Annotated in this window: 10 protein-coding genes and 1 tRNA gene; 10 read left to right on the top strand and 1 reads right to left on the bottom strand. The window is 69.4% G+C overall.

Features of this window, described 5'->3' with window-relative positions; translation table 11 throughout:
- Positions 1 to 110 precede the first annotated feature (110 nt).
- The 8 genes from GGR64_RS16700 to folE2 all read left to right on the top strand — a co-directional run bounded on the left by GGR64_RS16700 (position 111) and on the right by folE2 (position 15,995).
- Positions 111 to 3,047 carry a TonB-dependent receptor gene (locus GGR64_RS16700; protein ID WP_184647208.1) on the top strand — a complete coding sequence of 979 codons (2,937 nt, stop codon included), beginning with the start codon at positions 111 to 113 and terminating at the stop codon, positions 3,045 to 3,047.
- Between the two features lie 83 nt (positions 3,048 to 3,130).
- Positions 3,131 to 5,068, top strand: a complete 1,938-nt coding sequence (locus GGR64_RS16695; RefSeq protein ID WP_184647206.1) for a sialate O-acetylesterase — start codon at positions 3,131 to 3,133, stop codon at positions 5,066 to 5,068.
- Positions 5,069 to 5,157: 89 nt separating this feature from the next.
- On the top strand, positions 5,158 to 6,777 hold the full coding sequence (locus tag GGR64_RS16690; RefSeq protein ID WP_260303067.1) for a DUF5597 domain-containing protein: 1,620 nt from the start codon (positions 5,158 to 5,160) through the stop codon (positions 6,775 to 6,777).
- 53 nt (positions 6,778 to 6,830) lie between these two features.
- Positions 6,831 to 9,713 carry a TIM-barrel domain-containing protein gene (locus GGR64_RS16685; RefSeq protein ID WP_184647204.1) on the top strand — a complete coding sequence of 961 codons (2,883 nt, stop codon included), beginning with the start codon at positions 6,831 to 6,833 and terminating at the stop codon, positions 9,711 to 9,713.
- A 529-nt stretch (positions 9,714 to 10,242) separates the two neighbouring features.
- Positions 10,243 to 11,736: a xylulokinase gene (gene xylB / locus GGR64_RS16680; protein ID WP_184647202.1), complete on the top strand. Its 1,494-nt coding sequence runs from the start codon at positions 10,243 to 10,245 to the stop codon at positions 11,734 to 11,736.
- A gap of 34 nt (positions 11,737 to 11,770) precedes the next feature.
- Entirely contained in the window at positions 11,771 to 13,111 is a 1,341-nt protein-coding gene (gene xylA / locus GGR64_RS16675) for a xylose isomerase (RefSeq protein ID WP_184647200.1), read from the top strand.
- Positions 13,112 to 13,201: 90 nt separating this feature from the next.
- Positions 13,202 to 14,629: a sugar porter family MFS transporter gene (locus tag GGR64_RS16670; protein ID WP_160968947.1), complete on the top strand. Its 1,428-nt coding sequence runs from the start codon at positions 13,202 to 13,204 to the stop codon at positions 14,627 to 14,629.
- Between the two features lie 418 nt (positions 14,630 to 15,047).
- Positions 15,048 to 15,995, top strand: a complete 948-nt coding sequence (folE2, locus tag GGR64_RS16665) for a GTP cyclohydrolase FolE2 (protein WP_160968949.1) — start codon at positions 15,048 to 15,050, stop codon at positions 15,993 to 15,995.
- Positions 15,996 to 16,257: 262 nt separating this feature from the next.
- Here folE2 and GGR64_RS16660 read toward each other — a convergent pair.
- A tRNA-Glu gene (locus tag GGR64_RS16660) sits at positions 16,258 to 16,332 on the bottom strand.
- Positions 16,333 to 16,362: 30 nt separating this feature from the next.
- On the opposite strand from GGR64_RS16660, the gene pcnB reads away from it, so the two are divergent.
- Together pcnB and folK are read left to right on the top strand one after the other, a co-directional pair.
- On the top strand, positions 16,363 to 17,781 hold the full coding sequence (gene pcnB / locus GGR64_RS16655; protein WP_160969037.1) for a polynucleotide adenylyltransferase PcnB: 1,419 nt from the start codon (positions 16,363 to 16,365) through the stop codon (positions 17,779 to 17,781).
- On the top strand, positions 17,778 to 18,287 hold the full coding sequence (gene folK / locus GGR64_RS16650; RefSeq protein ID WP_326520357.1) for a 2-amino-4-hydroxy-6-hydroxymethyldihydropteridine diphosphokinase: 510 nt from the start codon (positions 17,778 to 17,780) through the stop codon (positions 18,285 to 18,287). Before pcnB ends, folK begins: the two co-directional genes overlap by 4 nt.
- Positions 18,288 to 18,303: the final 16 nt, after the last annotated feature.

Here is an 18,303-nt window from a genome sequence, read left to right as displayed (position 1 = left end):
GCCTTCCGATACGGCAACGGCTGAGACCGACGCCGTCACAACTCGCAGGACGGCGCCCTGGCGCGACCGTCGCCCGTGTCTGTGTGCATGTCTCCTGGGAGGGAAACAGCATGGCATCGCAGCATCCTCGTGGTCCGGCTCTGCCGACCGCAGCGTCACGTCGTCCCCGCGTTTTGCCGCGTTCGCTCATCGCGCTGAGCATCGGCTTGCTGCTCAGCGCACAGGCGCTGGCGCAGGAGGCGGAGCCTGCGACCGCGCAGCCTGCCGCCCGCAAGAAGGGCGACCCCGTGACCCAGCTCGATGCGGTCGAGGTCAAGGGGGTACGCGGTAGCCTGATCAAGTCGCAATCGATCAAGCACGATGCCGAGCAGATCGTCGATTCGGTCAGCGCCGAGGACATCGGCGCATTGCCGGACCGCAGCGTCACCGAGACCCTGCAGCGGGTCAGCGGCGTGACCATCGATCACTTCATGGCGCGCAACGATCCGGACCACTTCTCGGCCGAGGGCAGCGGGGTGATGATCCGCGGCATGACCCAGGTGCGCGGCGAACTCAACGGCCGCGACAGCTTCAGCGCCGCCAGCGGCCGCGGGCTCAGTTTCGAGGACGTGCCGGCCGAACTGATGGCCGGCGTGGACGTGTACAAGAATCCATCGGCGGAAATCATCGAAGGCGGCCTCGGCGGCACGGTCAACCTGCGCACGCGCATGCCGTTCGACCAGCCGGGACGGGTGGTCGGCTTCACCGCCGACGCCAACTACGGCGATCTGAGCAAGACCTACAAGCCGTCCGGCTCGTTCCTGTTCAGCGATCGCTGGACCACCGGCCTCGGCGAGATGGGCCTCATGCTCGACGTGGCGCACTCGGAACTGGCCACGCGCAGCGACGGCATCCAGGTCGAGCCGTTCGTGCGCCGCACCGATCCGGCGCTGCTCGCCGGGACCACCTTCGACAAGGTGTACGTACCGGGCGGGGTCAACTGGCGGCAGATGGATTTCGAGCGCAAGCGCAAGGGCGTGGCGGCCGCATTCCAGTGGCGCCCCAGCGACGCCACCGAGCTCTACGTGCAGTACCTGCGCTCGTCCTACGACATGAACTGGCGCGATCGCGCCGCGTTCTTCAACGACGACACCAACGCCATCGTGCCGGCGCCAGGCACCACCTTCACCTATGACAGCGAAGGCCGTTTCGTCAGCGGCTCGCCGGTATCCACCTCGTGGCGCGGCAACGTCACCGGCAACGATGGCGTGCGCTTCTACACCGACAACCGCTATGCCCAGCAGAGCACCACCACCTCCGACCTGTCCGGCGGCTTCAGCCACCGCCTGACCGACCGGCTGACCGTGCGCGGCGACATGCAACTGGTGCGCTCGCAGAGCGACGTGCTGGATTTCACCTTGTTCAGTTCGATCTACCTGCCGGGCCTGAACGTGGACCTCGGCGGCCGCTACCCGGCGGTGACCCTGGCCGACCCCGGCTACACCGCCAACCCCTCCAACTATTTCTGGAGCGCGGCGATGGACCACCTGGCGAAGAACCGCGGCCGCGAACTGGCCACGCGCTTCGACCTGGAATACAGCTACGACGACAACCCGTGGCTGCGCACCTTCCGCGCCGGCATCCGCGCCACCGACCGCACCCAGACCAACAAGAACTCCGGCTACAACTGGGGCGTGATCACCGACAACTGGGCCACCATCCCCGGTACGGCCACCGGCCTGGCCGACCTGGCCAACTACATGACGGCCTCGTCATCGCTGTACACCTACTCGAACCTGTTCCGCGGCAAGGTGAACGTGCCGACGCAATTGGTCTTTCCGCGCAACAGCGCGGTCAAGGACTACGCCGGCACCTCGGCGCTGATCGAGCAGATCGTCGCGCTGCGCGGTTATGGCTGGGCACCGGATCAGTACCAGTTGCAGGACACCAACCGCCAGTTCGAGCGCACCCAGGCGGCGTACATGGTGATGTATTTCGGCAACGACGATGCGCTGGGCGTGCCGGTGGACGGCAACATCGGCGTGCGCGTGGTGCAGACCAAGACCGAGGCGGCGGGCTATGGCCAGTATCCGGACCTCTCTGCCACCTCGGCTTCGGGCGATCTCAAGTCCCGGTACTACGGGCAGTACTTCCAGAACTCCGCGCAGAATAGTTACACCGACGTGCTGCCGAGCTTCAACCTGCGCTTCAAGTTCTCCGATGCGCTGCAACTGCGCCTGGCCGCGTCCAAGGCGATGGCGCGACCCGACTACACCCAGTTGCAGCCGTATCTGCTGTTGGCTGCCACCATGAACGACGACGGCTCGCCGAAGGACTGGACCGGCACCGCCGGCAATCCCAACCTCAAGCCGATGAAGGCCGACCAGTACGACGCGGCGCTGGAGTGGTACTTCGACAGCAGCGACATGATGTACCTGACGCTGTTCTACAAGAGCGTCAGGGACTACTTCTCCAACCAGACCGTCACCGAGAACTACGGCGGCCAGGACTTCCTGGTGACGCGCCCGTACAACATGGACAAGGGCCGCATCCGCGGCTTCGAATACGGCTACACCCAGTTCTTCGATTCGCTGCCGGGCTGGATGAGCGGCTTCGGGGTCAATGCCAACTTCACCTTCGTCGACAGCAGCGGCGGTGTGAACACGGCCACCGATCCGTACACCAAGACCACCGTGACCGGTGTGGCGCTGCCGCTGGAAGGCCTGTCACGGCGCAGCTACAACCTCGCCGGCATCTACGAGAAGGGGCCGCTGTCGGTGCGCCTGGCCTACAACTGGCGCTCGCGCTACCTGCTCACCGCCAGCGACGTGGCGACCAAGCTGCCGACCTGGTCGGACGACTATGGTCAGCTCGACGGTTCGGTGTTCTACCGCTTCACCCCGCACCTGCAGTTGGGCATCCAGGCCAACAACCTCACCAATTCGGTGACCAAGGTACTGATGGGGCCGACCTCCTACAGCGACGGCGAGGTCGATCCGCGTCTGTACACGCGCAGCTGGTTCGTCAACGATCGCCGTTACTCGCTGGTGCTGCGCGCCAACTGGTAGGCGCTGCGCAGCGTCCGGCACGCGGACCGCCTGCGGCGAGGCGGGCGGTCGCTGCCGGCTTTTCCCCCATGTAGGACCCGCTCATGGCCGCACCCTTGTTCCCCACCGTTCGCCGCCTGGCGCTGCTGGCCCTGGCGCTCGCGTCATGGCCGGCGGCGGCGGAGCTGCAGTTGCCCTTGCTGTTCGACGACGGCGCGGTACTGCAACGCGATGCGCCGATCCCCATGTGGGGCTGGGCCACGCCCGGCGCACGCATCCAGGCGCGCCTGGACGGCGCCAGCGCCAGTGCGGTCGCCGGCGCCGATGGCCGCTGGCAGCTGCAGTTGCCGGCACATGCGGCCGGTGGCCCGTACGTGCTGCAGGTGCAGGGCGACGGCAGCCAGCGCCGCATCGCCGACGTGTTGATCGGCGACGTGTGGCTGGCCAGCGGCCAGTCCAACATGGAGTGGCCGCTGGCGCAGGCGCGCGATGGCGCGCGCGAAGTGGCGGCGGCGACGGATCCGCAACTGCGCAACTTCAAGGTGCCCAAGGCCTGGGCGGCGCAGCCGCAGCCGCGGCTGCCCGGCGGCAACTGGGTCGCGGCCACACCGGCCACCGCGGGCGCGTTCTCGGCGGTGGCGTATTTCTTCGCGCGCGACCTGCGCCAGCACACCGGGGTGCCGATCGGCATCATCGACAGCACTTGGCAGGGCAGCGCGATCGAGGCCTGGATGGACGCGGCCTCGCCCGGCGTGGACGCGGCGCAGGTGCGCACGCGCATCGCGCAGATGCAGGTCAAGGACGCCAAGGAGCTTGGCGAGACCAGGCGGCGCCTGGCGCGCTGGCCGCAGCCGACGGGCGCGCAGGCGGACGCGGGCTGGGCGGCGGCCGACCTGGACGATCGCGACTGGGACCGTCAGCCGCTGCCGGGGCTGTGGGAGCAGCACGGCTACGTCGGCATGGACGGCGTCGCCTGGTATCGCACCACCTTTACCCTGAGCGCGGCCGAGGCCAAGACCGGCGCGGTCGTGGGCATCGGGCCGGCCGACGATGCCGACACCACCTACGTCAACGGCGTCGAGGTCGGCCACACCGAAGGGCGCTACACCGAGCCACGCCGTTACCGCGTGCCGCCGACGGCGCTGCGCGCTGGCGTCAACCACATCGCCATCCGGATCCTGGACACCGGCGGCTTCGGCGGCATTCCCGGCGATGCGGCGGCGTTCTTCGTGCAGCCCGACGGTGGCCAGCCGCGCTCGCTCGCCGGCGACTGGCAGTTCCGTCCCGGCAAGGTCACGCTGGCCGCCAACGACGACAAGAACCAGGTCCCGACCCTGCTGTACAACGCGATGATCCATCCCCTGCAGCCGTTTCCGGTCAAGGGCGTGATCTGGTACCAGGGCGAGAGCAACGCCTACCCGGTCGGCGCGCTGCGCTACCGCGAGCAGTTCGCGTCGCTGATCGGGCGCTGGCGGCAGGAACGCGCACAACCGCAACTGCCGTTCCTGTGGGTGCAACTGGCCAACTGGAAGGCCGGCAACGACCAGGGCGACCTGAGCCCGTGGGCGCAACTGCGCGAATCGCAGACCAGGACGCTGGCGCTGCCGGCGACCGGACAGGCGGTGACCATCGACATCGGCATGCCGGACAACATCCATCCCACCAACAAGCAGGACGTGGGGCATCGCCTGGCGCTGGTGGCGCGGCATGTGGCCTACGGCGAAACGCTGGTCTACAGCGCGCCGGTGTTCGCGCGCGCCACGTTCGCCGACGGCCAGGCGCGGGTGATGTTCGACCTGATGGGCAGTGCGTTGGCGGTGCGCGGCGGCGGCAACGTGGTACGCGGCTTCGCCCTGGCCGGTGCCGATCGCCGCTTCCACCCGGCGCAGGCGCGCATCGAGGGCGACCAGATCGTGGTCCACAGCGACGAGGTGCCGCAGCCGCAGGCGCTGCGCTACGCCTGGAGCGAGAACCCCGAGGACGCCAACCTGGTCAACCGCGAGCAGTTGCCGGTGGGCCCGTTCCGCACCGACAGCTGGTGAGGCAGGGCACGCGCCACGTGGGAGGCACCGGATCGCGGCTTCGCGCCGCGCGCTGCGGATGGGGGCTGCAGTGCCTGCTGTCGTTGCTGCTGGCCGCCTGCCAGGCCGCGCCGGATGCACCGCCGGCCCATGCGCGCGCTGCGGCCGCCGCCACTGCGCCATCGGCGCCGGCACAGGTACCGATCCCGCGCCTGGTCAGCAGCGACGGCCGTCATGCGCTGCTGGTCGACGGCGCGCCATTCCTGATCCTCGGCGCGCAGGTCAACAATTCCAGCAACTATCCTGCGGCGCTGGCGCAGGTGTGGCCGGCGATCCGCGCGCTGGGGCCGAACACCGTGCAGGTGCCGATCGCCTGGGAACAGGTGGAGCCGGAAGAGGGCCGTTTCGATTTCTCCTTCGTCGACACGCTGCTGGCGCAGGCGCGCACGCAGCGGGTGCGCCTGGTGCTGCTGTGGTTCGGCACCTGGAAGAACAACGGCCCCAACTACGCGCCGCACTGGGTCAAGACCGACGATGCGCGTTTTCCGCGCGTGGTCGCGCGCGACGGGCGTCGTCTTGGCTCGCTGTCGCCGCTGGCGGCGGCCACGCTGGAGGCCGACCGCAAGGCCTTCGTCGCTTTCATGCGGCATCTGCGCCAGGCCGATCCGCAGCGCACCGTGATCATGGTGCAGGCGGAGAACGAGCCGGGCACCTATGGCAGCGCGCGCGACTTCTCGCCGATGGCGCAACGCGTGTTCGAGGGTCCGGTACCGCCTGACTTGCTGCAGCGGCTCGGCAAGCCGCCGGGCAGCTGGGCACAGGTGTTCGGTGCCGATGCCGACGAGATCTTCCACGCCTGGCACATCGCCCGCTTCATCGACCGCGTCGCCGAGGCCGGCAAGGCCGCATATCCCTTGCCGATCTACGTCAACGCGGCGTTGCGCGGCCCATTCAATCCCGGCCAGCCCGGGCAGTACGCCAGCGGGGGTCCCACCGACAACGTGCTGGACGTGTGGAAGGCGGCGGCGCCGCACATCGATCTGCTGGCGCCGGACATCTACATGCCGGAGTACCCGCTGTACACCACGGTGCTGCAGCGCTATGCGCGGACGGACAACGCGCTGTTCGTCGCCGAGACCGGCAACCGCCCCGAGTACGCGCGTTATCTGTATGCGGCGCTGGGCCACGACGGCATCGGCTGGTCGACCTTCGGCATCGACTACAGCGGCTACTCCAACTATCCGCTCGGTGCCAAACGCGTGGACGCGCAGGCGCTGGCGCCGTTCGCGATGGGCTACCGCGCCGTGGGCATGGGCATGCGCGTGTTTGCTCGAGCCGCGGCTGCGGGCAAGCTGCACGGCACCGCCGAGGCGCCAGGCCAGGCGGTACAGGAACTGCCGCTCAATGCCCGCTGGAGTGCCACCATCACCTACGGCGTGCCGCAGTTCTGGTTCCAGGGCACGCCGCCCGGCAATCCCACGCCGATCGGCGCGGCGCTGATCGCCGAACTCGGGCCGGACACTTTCCTGATCACCGCCCAGCACGCGCGGGTGACCCTGCATCCGGCCAGCGCGGCGACCGCCAACCTGCTCTACGACCGGGTCGAGGAGGGCGTCTACGAGGGCGAACACTGGCGGTTCCGGAGCAACTGGAACGGCGACCAGACCGATTACGGGCTCAACTTCTCCGACGTGCCGCAGTTGCTGCGCGTCACGCTGGCGACCTACTGACGACGCGGCGGCGCCCGTGGCGCCGTGCTGCGTGACCATCCAAGGGAGTGAACATGCACAACGCGAACCGTCACCTGCCGCCATCGTTGCCACGCCTGTTGCTGCTGTCGCTATCGCTTGTCACCGCGTCCGCCGCTGCGCAGCAGGTGACCCGCGATGCCGATGGCGTCACCGTGCATCCCAGCGCCAAGGGCGCGGCGCCGGTGCGGCTGCAGGTGATCGACCGCGGCATCGTCCGGGTCAGTGCCGATCCGACCGGCGCGTTCCAGCGTACGCCCAGCCTGATGCGGGTGCCGGTGCAGGGCGACACCGGCTTTACGCTGGAGCAACACGGCGAGACGGTGCAACTCAAGACTGCCAAGCTGAGCGCGCAGGTGTCCACCGTCGACGGCCATGTCGGCTTCGTCGATGCGCAGGGCACGCCCTTGCTGGCGGAAGTGTCGGGCGGGCGCAGCTTCGCGCCGTTGCAGGTCGAAGGGCGCAGCTACCTGAGCGTGCGCCAGCGCTTCGTCTCGCCGCGCGACGAGGCCTTCTACGGGTTCGGGCAGCACCAGCAGGGCTGGATGAACCAGAAGGGCCACGACATCGAACTGCTGCAGAGCAATCTCGACATGGCGATGCCGTTCCTGGTCTCCAGCCGCAACTACGGCATCCTCTGGGACAACAATGCGATCACCCGCTTCGGCGATCCGCGCGGGCTGCAGCCGCTGCCGGCATCGCTGCGCCTGTACGACGCGCAAGGCAAGCCCGGCGCGCTCACCGCGCACTACGCGATCGACGGCAAGCCGGTGCTGGAGCGCCGCGAGTCCGATATCGACTACCAGTACATCAAGGACCTGGCCAAGTTTCCCGCCGCGGCCAAGCCCGGCGACAAGCGCCGCGTCCAGGTGCGCTGGGAAGGCCAGATCGAGGCCGAGCGCGGCGGCACGCACACTTTCTCGCTGTATGCCAGCGAATACGCCCGGCTATGGGTCGACGGCAAGCTGCTCGTCGACCGCTGGCGACAGAACTGGAACCCCTGGCACCACGAGTTCGCGTTGCAGCTGCAGCCCGGCCAGCGGCATACCCTGAAGGTCGAGTGGGACCTGATCGACCCCAGCTACATCGCGCTGCTGCATCGCGACCCGCTCCCGGCGGCCGAGGCCGGCGACCTGTCGCTGTGGTCCGAAGCGGGGCAGATGATCGACTACTACGTGGTTGCCGGCGACAACGCCGACCAGGTCATCGCCGGCTACCGGCAACTGACCGGCAAGGCGGTGTTGCTGCCGAAGTGGGCCTACGGCTTCTGGCAGAGCCGCGAGCGCTACAAGACCCAGGACGAATTGCTCGGCGCGCTGGCCGAATACCGCCGGCGCCAGTTGCCGATCGACAACATCGTGCTCGACTGGTCGTACTGGCCGGAGAACGCCTGGGGCTCGCACGACTTCGACCGCAGCCGTTTTCCAGACCCGGACGGCATGGTCAAAACGGTGCACGCCAGTCACGCGCAGCTGATGATCTCGGTCTGGCCGAAGTTCTACCCGGCCACCGCCCACTACAAGGAACTGGACGCGGCCGGGCACATCTACCGGCGCAACGTCGCCGTGGGCGAACTGGACTGGATCGGCAAGGGCTACACCAACGCCTTCTACGACCCGTACGCGGCCGACGCACAGGCGATCTACTGGCGGCAGATCGACGAAAAGCTCAACCGCAAGGGCATCGACGCCTGGTGGCTGGACGCCGACGAACCCGACGTGCACTCGAACCTGGATATCGCCGAGCGCAAGGCGCGCACCACGCCGACCGCGCTGGGGCCGTCCACCGAGTTCTTCAATTCCTATCCGTTGCCGCACACCCACGGCGTCTACGCCGGCGATCGCGCCGCCGATGGCAAGCGCGTGTTCATCCTGTCGCGCAAGGGCTACGCCGGCATCCAGCGCAACGCCGTGGCGGTGTGGAGCGGCGACATCGCCTCGCGCTGGGAGGACATGCGCGAGCAGATCTCCGCCGGCGTCAACGTGTCGATGTCGGGCCTGCCGAACTGGACCTTCGACATCGGCGGCTTCGCCGTGGAGAAGCGTTACGAACGCCAGGATCCGGCGCATCTGCCCGAGTGGCGCGAGCTCAACACGCGCTGGTTCCAGTTCGGCGCCTTCGTGCCGCTGTTCCGCTCGCACGGCCAGTTCCCGTACCGCGAGATCTGGAACATCGCGCCGGAAGGCACGCCGTACTACGCCAGCATGGCCTACTACAGCCGCCTGCGCTACGCGCTGCTGCCGTACATCTACACGCTCGCCGGCGACACCTACCACCACGACGGGGTGATGATGCGCGGCCTGCCGATGGACTTCCCGCACGACCCCAACGTCGCCGACATCGACGACGAATACCTGTTCGGGCCGGCGTTCCTGGTCGCGCCGGTGACCCGCTTCGGCGCGACCTCGCGCAAGGTCTACCTGCCGGCGGGCACCGACTGGATCGACTTCAACAGCGGCGCGCGCCACACCGGCGGCCAGACCATCGACGCCGCCGCGCCGCTGCAGCGCATGCCGCTGTTCGTGCGCGCCGGCGCCATCGTGCCGATGACCCCCGTGCAGCAGTACGTCGACCAGGTCCCGGATGCGCCGCTGACCGTGGTGGTCTACACCGGCGCCGACGGCCGCTTCTCGCTGTACGAGGACGATGGCACCGGCTATGGCTACGAGAAGGGCGAGTTCAGCCGCATCCCGTTGCAGTGGGATCAGGCCAGCGGCGTGCTGCGCATCGGCGCGCGCGAGGGCCGCTGGCCGGGCATGCAGGCACGGCGCAGCATCCATGTGCGCTTCGTCGATGGTCCGCGCGCGGATGCCGGTGCGCTCGAACCCAAGGCCGACGCGAGCGTGGAGTACAGCGGCCAGCCCCTTGAAGTGTCGCGCAGCGGCACCGGCCATGCCGTCGCGGCGCAGGCCGGATGAGCCTGGGGCGACACACGAGGGATTGCCAAGGCCGATTGCCGCATGCCGGCGGTCGTGGCGTACGGCGTGGGTCGCGATGCAGCGAAGCGCATGCTCCAACGCAAAGGCGTCGTCCTGGCGATGGCAAGGAAATAGCCGCGGCGCGTTCTAGCCCCTCTCTCCTCGGGAGAGGGGTTGGGGTGAGGGTACGGAGCGAAGCCCTGGTGCCAACAACCAGCGCAAGTCGTTACCTGACGCTGGCTACGCCCGTACCCTCATCCGCCCCTGCGGGGCACCTTCTCCCGGTGGAAGAAGGGAGACGTGTCCCGTCGTCTCCCAGACCTGACTGCATCCCAACCCCATCCGCCGCGATCTTGCAGTGCAGCACGCATCGCGCTGGCCTGACGCGATGGTGGCCGGCATCATGCGCGACGGAACCACAGGCGCCTCGCGCACTACACTCTGCCCCTGGCGCGCCATCCGCGTGCGCCGACCTTTCTTCTGGAGCGACGATGGAATTGGCGGTGCGCAAGACGTGGCGGGTGCGGCAATGAGTCTGTACATCGGCCTGGACGTGGGGACGCAGAGCGTCAAGCTGCTCGCCTACGATGCCGACAGCCGGCAGGTGGTGGCCACGCACGGCCACGCGCTGGAACTGATCAGCCGCGACGACGGCACCCGCGAGCAGCAGGCGCAGTGGTGGATCGACGGCATCGTCGCCTGCTTCGCCGCGCTGAGCGCCGAACAGCGGGCGCAGGTGCGGGCCATCGGGGTGTCCGGGCAGCAGCACGGCTTCGTGCCGCTGGACGCGCAGGGCCAGGTCACCGCGCCGGTGAAGCTGTGGTGCGACACCAGCACCCAGCGCGAGTGTGAGGAGATCATGGACGCGGTCGGCGGCGCGCAGCGCTGCGTGGAACTGGCCGGCAACCCGATCCTGGCCGGCTACACCGCCTCCAAGCTGCCGTGGACGCGCAAGCATCGCCCCGACGCCTACGCGGCGATGACCTCGGTGCTGCTGCCGCACGACTACATCAATTTCTGGCTGACCGGCGAGCGCTACGCCGAGGTCGGCGACGCCTCCGGCAGCGGCTGGCTGGACGTGCGCACGCGGCAGTGGTCGGCACCGCTGCTGCAGGCCATCGATCCGCAGCGCGACCTGGCCGCGGCGCTGCCGCCGCTGGTGCCGACCGAGACCAGTTTCGTCCTGTCTGCCGCCGCGGCGCAGACGCTGGGCCTGCCGCGCGAGGTGCGGGTGGCCACCGGCGGCGGCGACAACATGATGGCGGCGATCGGCACCGGCAATGTGGTGCCCGGACGCCTGAGCATGAGCCTGGGCACCTCGGGCACGCTGTTCGCCTATGCCGAGCGCCCGGTGGTGGACCCCGACGCGCGCTGGGCCGCGTTCTGCTCCTCCAGCGGCGGCTGGCTGCCGCTGATCTGCACCATGAACTGCACCGTCGCCACCGAGACCATCGCGCGCCTGTTCGGCATCAAGACCGGGCAGGGCGAGGCCTTGCTCGCCGCCACCGCGCCCGGTGCCGACGGACTGGTGCTGCTGCCGTTCTTCAACGGCGAACGCACCCCGAACCTGCCGGCCGCGCGCGGTTGCCTGACCGGCATGGATCTGCACAACAGCACGCCGGCGCATTTCTATCGCGCGGCGATGGAGGGCGCCAGCTACAGCCTGCGCAACGGCTTCGATGCCTTCGTCGATGCCGGGCTGCACTTCGATGCGATCTCTCTGACCGGCGGCGGCAGCAACAGCGCCGGCTGGCGCCAGCTCATCGCCGACCTGTTCGGGCTGCCGGTGCACGTGCCGGCGCAGGCGGAGGGCGCGGCGTTCGGCGCCGCGCTGCAGGCGCTGTGGGCCGATGGCTGGGCGCAGGGCGAGCGCGCCAGCCTGGCCGAGGTGGTGCTGCAGCACCAGCAGGACGACGCCTCGCGGTCCGCGCAGCCGGATGCGCAGCGCGGCGCGCAGTATCAAGCGCACTACCAGACCTTCCAGCGGCATCTGCAGGCCATCGGCCCGCTGTACGCCGCGTGATTTCCCTTCCCCCGCAACGCACCAGGACTTCGTGATGAGCACTTCCGTCTACACCGGCGCCAAGGCGTACTTCCCGGGCATCGGCCGCATCCCGTTCGAAGGCAAGGCTTCGGACAACCCGCTGGCGTTCAAGGTCTACGACGCCGACAAGAAGATCGGCGACAAGACAATGGCCGAGCACCTGCGCTTCGCCGTGGCCTACTGGCACAGCTTCTGCGGCAACGGCGCCGATCCGTTCGGCCCGGGCACGCGCGCCTATCCCTGGGATGCCGGCAGCGATGCGCTGGGCCGGGCCGAGGCCAAGGCCGATGCGGCATTCGAGTTCTTCACCAAGCTCGGTGTGCCGTACTACTGCTTCCACGACGTCGACCTGGCGCCGGACGCCGAGGACGTGGGCCAGTATGAAAAAAACCTCAAGCACATGGTCGGTATCGCCAGGCAGCGCCAGGCCGAGACCGGGGTCAAGCTGCTGTGGGGCACCGCCAACCTGTTCTCGCACCCGCGCTATATGAACGGTGCGGCGACCAACCCGGACTTCGACGTGGTCGCGCGTGCGGCGGTGCAGGTCAAGGCCGCGCTGGAGGCGACCGTGGAGCTGGGCGGCGAGAACTACGTCTTCTGGGGCGGCCGCGAAGGCTACGCCTGCCTGCACAACACGCAGATGCGGCGCGAGCAGGAGCACCTGGCGCGGTTCCTGACCCTGGCACGCGACTACGGGCGCAGCATCGGCTTCAAGGGCAATTTCCTGATCGAGCCCAAGCCGATGGAGCCGATGAAGCACCAGTACGACTTCGACAGCGCCACCGTGGTCGGCTTCCTGCGCCAGTACGGCCTGGACCAGGACTTCAAGCTCAACATCGAGGCCAACCACGCCACGCTGTCCGGGCACAGCTTCGAGCACGACCTGCAGGTGGCCAGCGACGCCGGCCTGCTCGGCAGCATCGACGCCAACCGCGGCAATCCGCAGAACGGCTGGGACACCGACCAGTTCCCAATCGACCTGTACGACACGGTGGGGGCGATGCTGGTGGTGCTGCGGCAGGGCGGGCTGGCCCCGGGCGGGCTCAACTTCGACGCCAAGGTGCGCCGCGAGTCGTCCGATCCGCAGGACCTGTTCATCGCCCACATCGGCGGCATGGACGCGTTCGCGCGCGGCCTGGAAGTCGCCCATGCGCTGCTGACCGCCTCGCCGCTGGAACAGTGGCGCCGCGAGCGCTACGCCAGCTTCGACAGCGGCGCCGGCGCGGCCTTCGCCGCCGGCAAGAGCACGCTGGCCGACCTGGCCGCGCACGCCGCGCAGGCCGGCGAGCCGACCCAGCGCAGCGGCCGCCAGGAAGCCTACGAGAACCTGATCAACCAGTACCTGCTGCGCTGAACCGGTGCGCGGCGGCGGCCCGGTGCCGCCGTCGCGCATGCTGCTTCCGCGCGCCGGCCGTCTTCCTCTTGCACGCCACCAGGTGAATCCATGTCCAGTGTTCCGATCGATCGCCACGCCGACGCCGGCGAGAACACCCGCCTCATCATCCTGATCAGCTGCGTCGCCACCATCGGCGGCTTCCTGTTCGGCTTCGACAGCGGCGTCATCAACGGCACCGTCGACGGCCTCAAGGCGGCCTTCCAGTCCAGTTCCGCCGGCACCGGCTTCGAGGTCGCCTCGATGTTGCTGGGCTGTGCGGTCGGCGCGTTCCTGGCCGGCTCGCTGGCCGACCGCTGGGGCCGGCGCACGGTGCTGATCGTGTCGGCGGCGCTGTTCCTGGTGTCGGCGCTGGGCGCCGGCGCGGCGCACAACTCGGCGGTGTTCGTGCTGGCGCGGATGATGGGCGGCTTCGCGGTGGGCGCGGCCAGCGTGATGTCGCCGGCCTACATCGCCGAGGTCGCCTCGGCGCGCTACCGCGGGCGCCTGGCCACGGTGCAGCAGATCGCCATCATCGGCGGCCTGTTCTGCGCCTTCCTCAGCAACTACCTGCTGGCCAAGGCCGCTGGTGCGTCCACGGAGGCGCTGTGGCTGGGCCAGCCGGCCTGGCGCTGGATGTTCTGGATGCAGGCGCTGCCGTCCACGGCGTTCCTGCTGCTGTTGCTGGCGATTCCGGAAAGCCCGCGCTTCCTGGTGGTGAAGGGCCGCCGCGAGCAGGCGCTGGCGGTGCTGACCCGTCTGTACGGTGCCGCCGCCGCGCAGACCAAGCTGATCGAGATCTCCGGGTCGCTGTCGGCCGATCAGCACAAGCCGCGCCTGTCGGACCTGGTCAGCAAGGTCACCGGCAAGGTCCGCCCGATCGTGTGGATCGGCATCGGCCTGGCCACGTTCCAGCAACTGGTCGGCATCAACGTGGTGTTCTATTACGGCGCGGTGCTGTGGCAGGCGGTGGGCTTCTCCGAGAGCGATGCGCTGTTGATCAACGTGCTGTCCGGTGCGCTGAGCATCGGCGCCTGCCTGGTCACGGTGGTGCTGATCGACCGGATCGGGCGCAAGCCGCTGCTGTGGATCGGTTCGGCCGGCATGGCGGTGTCGCTGGCGCTGGTCACCATCGCCTTCGCCAGCGCCTCGCTGGATGCGGCGGGCAAGCTGGCGCTGTCGCCGGGCATGGGCCGGCTGGCGCTGATCGCCGCCAACGTCTACGTGGTCTTCTTCAACATGTCTTGGGGCCCGGTGATGTGGGTGATGCTGGGCGAGATGTTCCCCAACCAGATCCGCGGTTCCGGCCTGGCGGTGGCCGGCGCGGCGCAGTGGATGTCCAATTTCGCCATCACCGTGACCTTCCCGGTCCTGCTCGGCAGCATCGGCCTGGCCGGCGCCTACGGCATCTACACCGTGGCCGCGTTCCTGTCGGTGTTCTTCGTGCTGCGCTACGTGTACGAGACCAAGGGCAAGGAACTGGAGCAGATGCAGGGCTGAGGCGGAGGCTGGCGCGCGCGGCGCGCGTGCCGCGTCCGGGTCGATGCGTCTGCAGCGAGCGGCTGAAGGCATTGGCAAAGCGGCGAGGGCGCTGCGCGCTCCGTACCCTCACCCCAACCCCTCTCCCGGTGGGAGAGGGGCTTTGGCTTCTCCCTTCTCCCCTCGGGACCATGGCCCCCTTCTCGGGGGAAGGTGCCCCGCAGGGGCGGATGAGGGCACGGGCAAGCCGCGCGAGGAGGTCCACGCGACCCAGCCGGACACGGCAGCCCACACCGGCCCGACGAAAGGGCCTGCACCGCTAACGGCTGAGGTGGGCCATGAGCGCTCCTCTCGGTGTGGCCTGGATATGTTATTTTATAACAATTGTAAGCCTGGCTTCCTTACCTTTCCCTCGCCCCTTGCCGCTCCAGTCGATCCGATGAACCTGCAGACACCCTTGCCGTTGCCCGATGTCGCCGCCGACGAACCTTCGGAGATCGCCGCTCCCCTGAACTGGGTCGGCATGGACGGCATCGCGCTGCCGATCTGCCTGGAGACGGGCGAGGGCGGAAGTGCGACGGCAGTGCCGGCGCAGGCCGCGCTCGCCGTCGACCTGCCGTCGGCCCAGGTCAAGGGCATCCATATGTCGCGGCTGTACCGCCTGCTCGACGAAGCCGCGGAGCAGCCGCTGTCGCCGTCGCGCCTGTCGCAGTTGCTGCGGGCGATGGTGCACAGCCATGCCGACTGCGCCTCCACCGCGGCACGGGTGTCGCTGCGCCTGGAACTGCTGCGGCGCCGTCCGGCGCTGCGCAGCCCGGGGCTGGCGGGGTGGAGGGCGTATCCGCTGCGGATCGACGCCGAACTGCGCGGCGGCGTGGTTCGCCTGGGACTGGGCGTGGAGCTGCTGTATTCCTCGACCTGCCCCTGTTCGGCGGCGCTGGCGCGGCAACTGCTCAGCGAGGCCTTCGTGCAGCAGCACCTGGACCAGGCCTCGCTGTCGCGCGAAGCGGTCGCGGACTGGCTGCTCCGGCACGGCAGCCATGCCACCCCGCACAGCCAGCGCAGCGTGGCCTCGGTACGGGTGGGCGTGTCGGCGCGCGCGGTGCGCTTCGACGCCGAGGCCCTGATCGCGCTGGCCGAGCAGGCCCTGGCCACGCCGGTGCAGGCGGCGGTGCGCCGCGCCGACGAACAGGCGTTCGCACGCCGCAACGGCGAGAACCTGATGTACGTGGAGGACGCCGCGCGGCGCCTGCAGCAGGCGCTGGGCGCGCGCTATGCCGAGGTGCAGGTGCAGGTGCGGCATCTGGAGAGCCTGCATGCGCACGATGCGGTGGCGGAGACTGCGTCGCCGCCGGTCGCCATCGCGGCCGGGCAGCCTGCGCACTGATTCGGCGCGGACCAGCCGGGCGGCGGACTGGCCGTGGCCTGCATGCGGATCTGCGTCGACCCGATCGCGCCCAGCGCTTGGGCCAGCGCGCGGGCCTCGGGTTCTTCGAAACGCTGACCGACGTGCGCAGCCGCCTGGGGCGATGGCGCTTGGCGTCCGGCCTCCCAGGATGCGGCGTTGCCGGCCGCTGCCGGTCCCCGAAACGCAAAAAACCCCGCCAGGGCGGGGTTTTTGCTGTGTCGCGCTGCAGGCGAGGCGAGGATGGCGCTCCCTAGGGGACTCGAACCCCTGTTTTAGCCTTGAGAGGGCCACGTCCTAACCACTAGACGAAGGGAGCGTTTGGTCGCGTCGATTGCAGCGCGCTAGTATATGGGTCTCGCCGCCCTTCGGCAATCCCGCAACCCGATACGGAAGCGCCATCATCAATCCGCCAGTTCCATCGCCATTCACCCTGCGCGCGATCCCGCGCGATCAGCACCCCATCTCGCGCAAGGACATCAGCCCCAACGCCCTGCGCGTGCTGTACCGGCTGCGCGAGGCCGGCTTCGGCGCGTACCTGGTCGGCGGCGCAGTCCGCGACCTGCTGGTCCAGGTGCAGCCCAAGGACTTCGACGTCGCCACTGACGCCACCCCCGAGCAGGTCAAGCAGTTGTTCCGCAACTGCCGCCTGATCGGCCGCCGCTTCCGCCTGGCGCACGTGGTCTACGGCCGCGAGATCATCGAGGTCGCCACGTTCCGCGCCAACGTCGACGACGGCAGCGGCGACCGCGAGGTGGATAACGGCCGCCTGGTCCGCGACAACGTCTACGGCAGCATCGAGGACGACGCGGTACGCCGCGACTTCACCTGCAACGCCCTGTACTACGCGATCGAGGACTTCTCGGTGCGCGACTACACCGGCGGCTTCGAGGACGTGCAGGCGCGGCTGATGAAGCTGATCGGCGATCCCGAGCAGCGCTACCGCGAGGACCCGGTGCGCATGCTGCGCGCGGTGCGCCTGGCGGCCAAGCTCGACTTCGAGATCGAGGCCGGCACCGCCGAGCCGATCCCGCGCCTGGCCGGGCTGCTGGCCGAGGCCGCGCCGGCACGGCTGTTCGAGGAAGTGCTCAAGCTGTTCCTGTCCGGCCACGGCGTGGCCAGCTTCGAGGGCCTGGAGCGGCACGGCCTGCTCGCCGCGCTGTTCCCGGAGAGTGCGGCGGCGCTGCGTTCCAACCGCAGCGGCGCGCTGCGGCGGATGCTGATCGAAGGCCTGCGCAACACCGATGCCCGCGTCGCCAACGACGAGCCGGTGTCGCCGGCGTTCCTGTTCGCCCTGTTGCTGTGGCCGGCCTACTGCCGCGCGCTGATGACCCTGCAGAAACAGGGCATGCAGATGGAGGAGGCGCAGCGCCGCGCCGCCGACCGGGTGACCCTGCACCAGCTGAGCACCGTGGCGCTGCCGCGGCGCTTCTCGCTGCCGATGCAGGAGATCTGGCTGCTGCAGTCGCGCTTCACCTCGCGTCAGAAGAAGCGGGTGGTGCGCACGCTGTCGCATCCGCGCTTCCGCGCCGCGTTCGACTTCCTGATCGTGCGCCAGTCGGCCTCCGACGAGCATGCGGCCGACATCGCCTACTGGCGCGAGCTGCAGCAGCAGCCCGGCTATGCGCCGCCGCCGCGCGGCTTCGATCCGGACGTGGACTACGCCGGTGACGAGCTGGCGTTCGCGCCGCCTGCCGACAGCGAAGAGACCCCCAAGCGCCGCCGGCGCCGGCGTCGCCGTCCGGACGCCACCGCGCCCCTCGAGTGAGCGCCGTTGTGGAGACGCCGGTCCAGGCCTGCATCGGCCTGGGCGGCAACCTCGGCGACGCCGCGGCGACCCTGCGCGCGGCCCTGGCCGCGCTCGATACCTTGCCGCAGACCCGCCTGCTGCGCGCCTCGCAGCTGTACCGCAGCCCGGCCTGGGGCCGCGAGGACCAGCCGGACTTCATCAACGCCGCGGCGCTGGTGGCCACCACGCTGCCGGCGACAGAACTGCTGCAGGCGCTGCTGGACCTGGAAAGCCGCCACGGCCGCCAGCGCCTGCCCGGCGAACGCTGGGGCCCGCGCACCCTGGACCTGGACCTGCTGCTGTACGCCGAGGCGGTGATCGACCTGCCCGGGCTGCAGGTGCCGCATCCGTTCCTGCACGAGCGTGCCTTCGTCCTGCTGCCGCTGGCCGAGATCGCCGCCGAGGCAATCGTTCCGGGGCATGGAACGGTGCGTGACGTCCGCGACCGCATCGAAACCGGCGGGATCGTGCCAATCGGTAGATAATGCTCGGCTCATTACC

This window comes from Xanthomonas sp. 3307 (assembly GCF_014199735.1).
In the GTDB taxonomy this organism is placed as follows: domain Bacteria; phylum Pseudomonadota; class Gammaproteobacteria; order Xanthomonadales; family Xanthomonadaceae; genus Xanthomonas_A; species Xanthomonas_A rydalmerensis.
Note: the sequence above shows the minus strand (reverse complement) of the source record. Positions and strands in the feature narration are given on the sequence as shown.

What these genes read in the sequence shown, in the direction of transcription:
- GGR64_RS16670 (WP_160968947.1), top strand. Translation starts at nt 13,202, where the DNA reads ATGTCCAGTGTTCCGATCGATCGCCACGCCGACGCCGGCGAGAACACC.
- folE2 (WP_160968949.1), top strand. Translation starts at nt 15,048, where the DNA reads ATGAACCTGCAGACACCCTTGCCGTTGCCCGATGTCGCCGCCGACGAA.
- xylA (WP_184647200.1), top strand. Translation starts at nt 11,771, where the DNA reads ATGAGCACTTCCGTCTACACCGGCGCCAAGGCGTACTTCCCGGGCATC.
- GGR64_RS16700 (WP_184647208.1), top strand. Translation starts at nt 111, where the DNA reads ATGGCATCGCAGCATCCTCGTGGTCCGGCTCTGCCGACCGCAGCGTCA.
- GGR64_RS16695 (WP_184647206.1), top strand. Translation starts at nt 3,131, where the DNA reads ATGGCCGCACCCTTGTTCCCCACCGTTCGCCGCCTGGCGCTGCTGGCC.
- xylB (WP_184647202.1), top strand. Translation starts at nt 10,243, where the DNA reads ATGAGTCTGTACATCGGCCTGGACGTGGGGACGCAGAGCGTCAAGCTG.
- GGR64_RS16685 (WP_184647204.1), top strand. Translation starts at nt 6,831, where the DNA reads ATGCACAACGCGAACCGTCACCTGCCGCCATCGTTGCCACGCCTGTTG.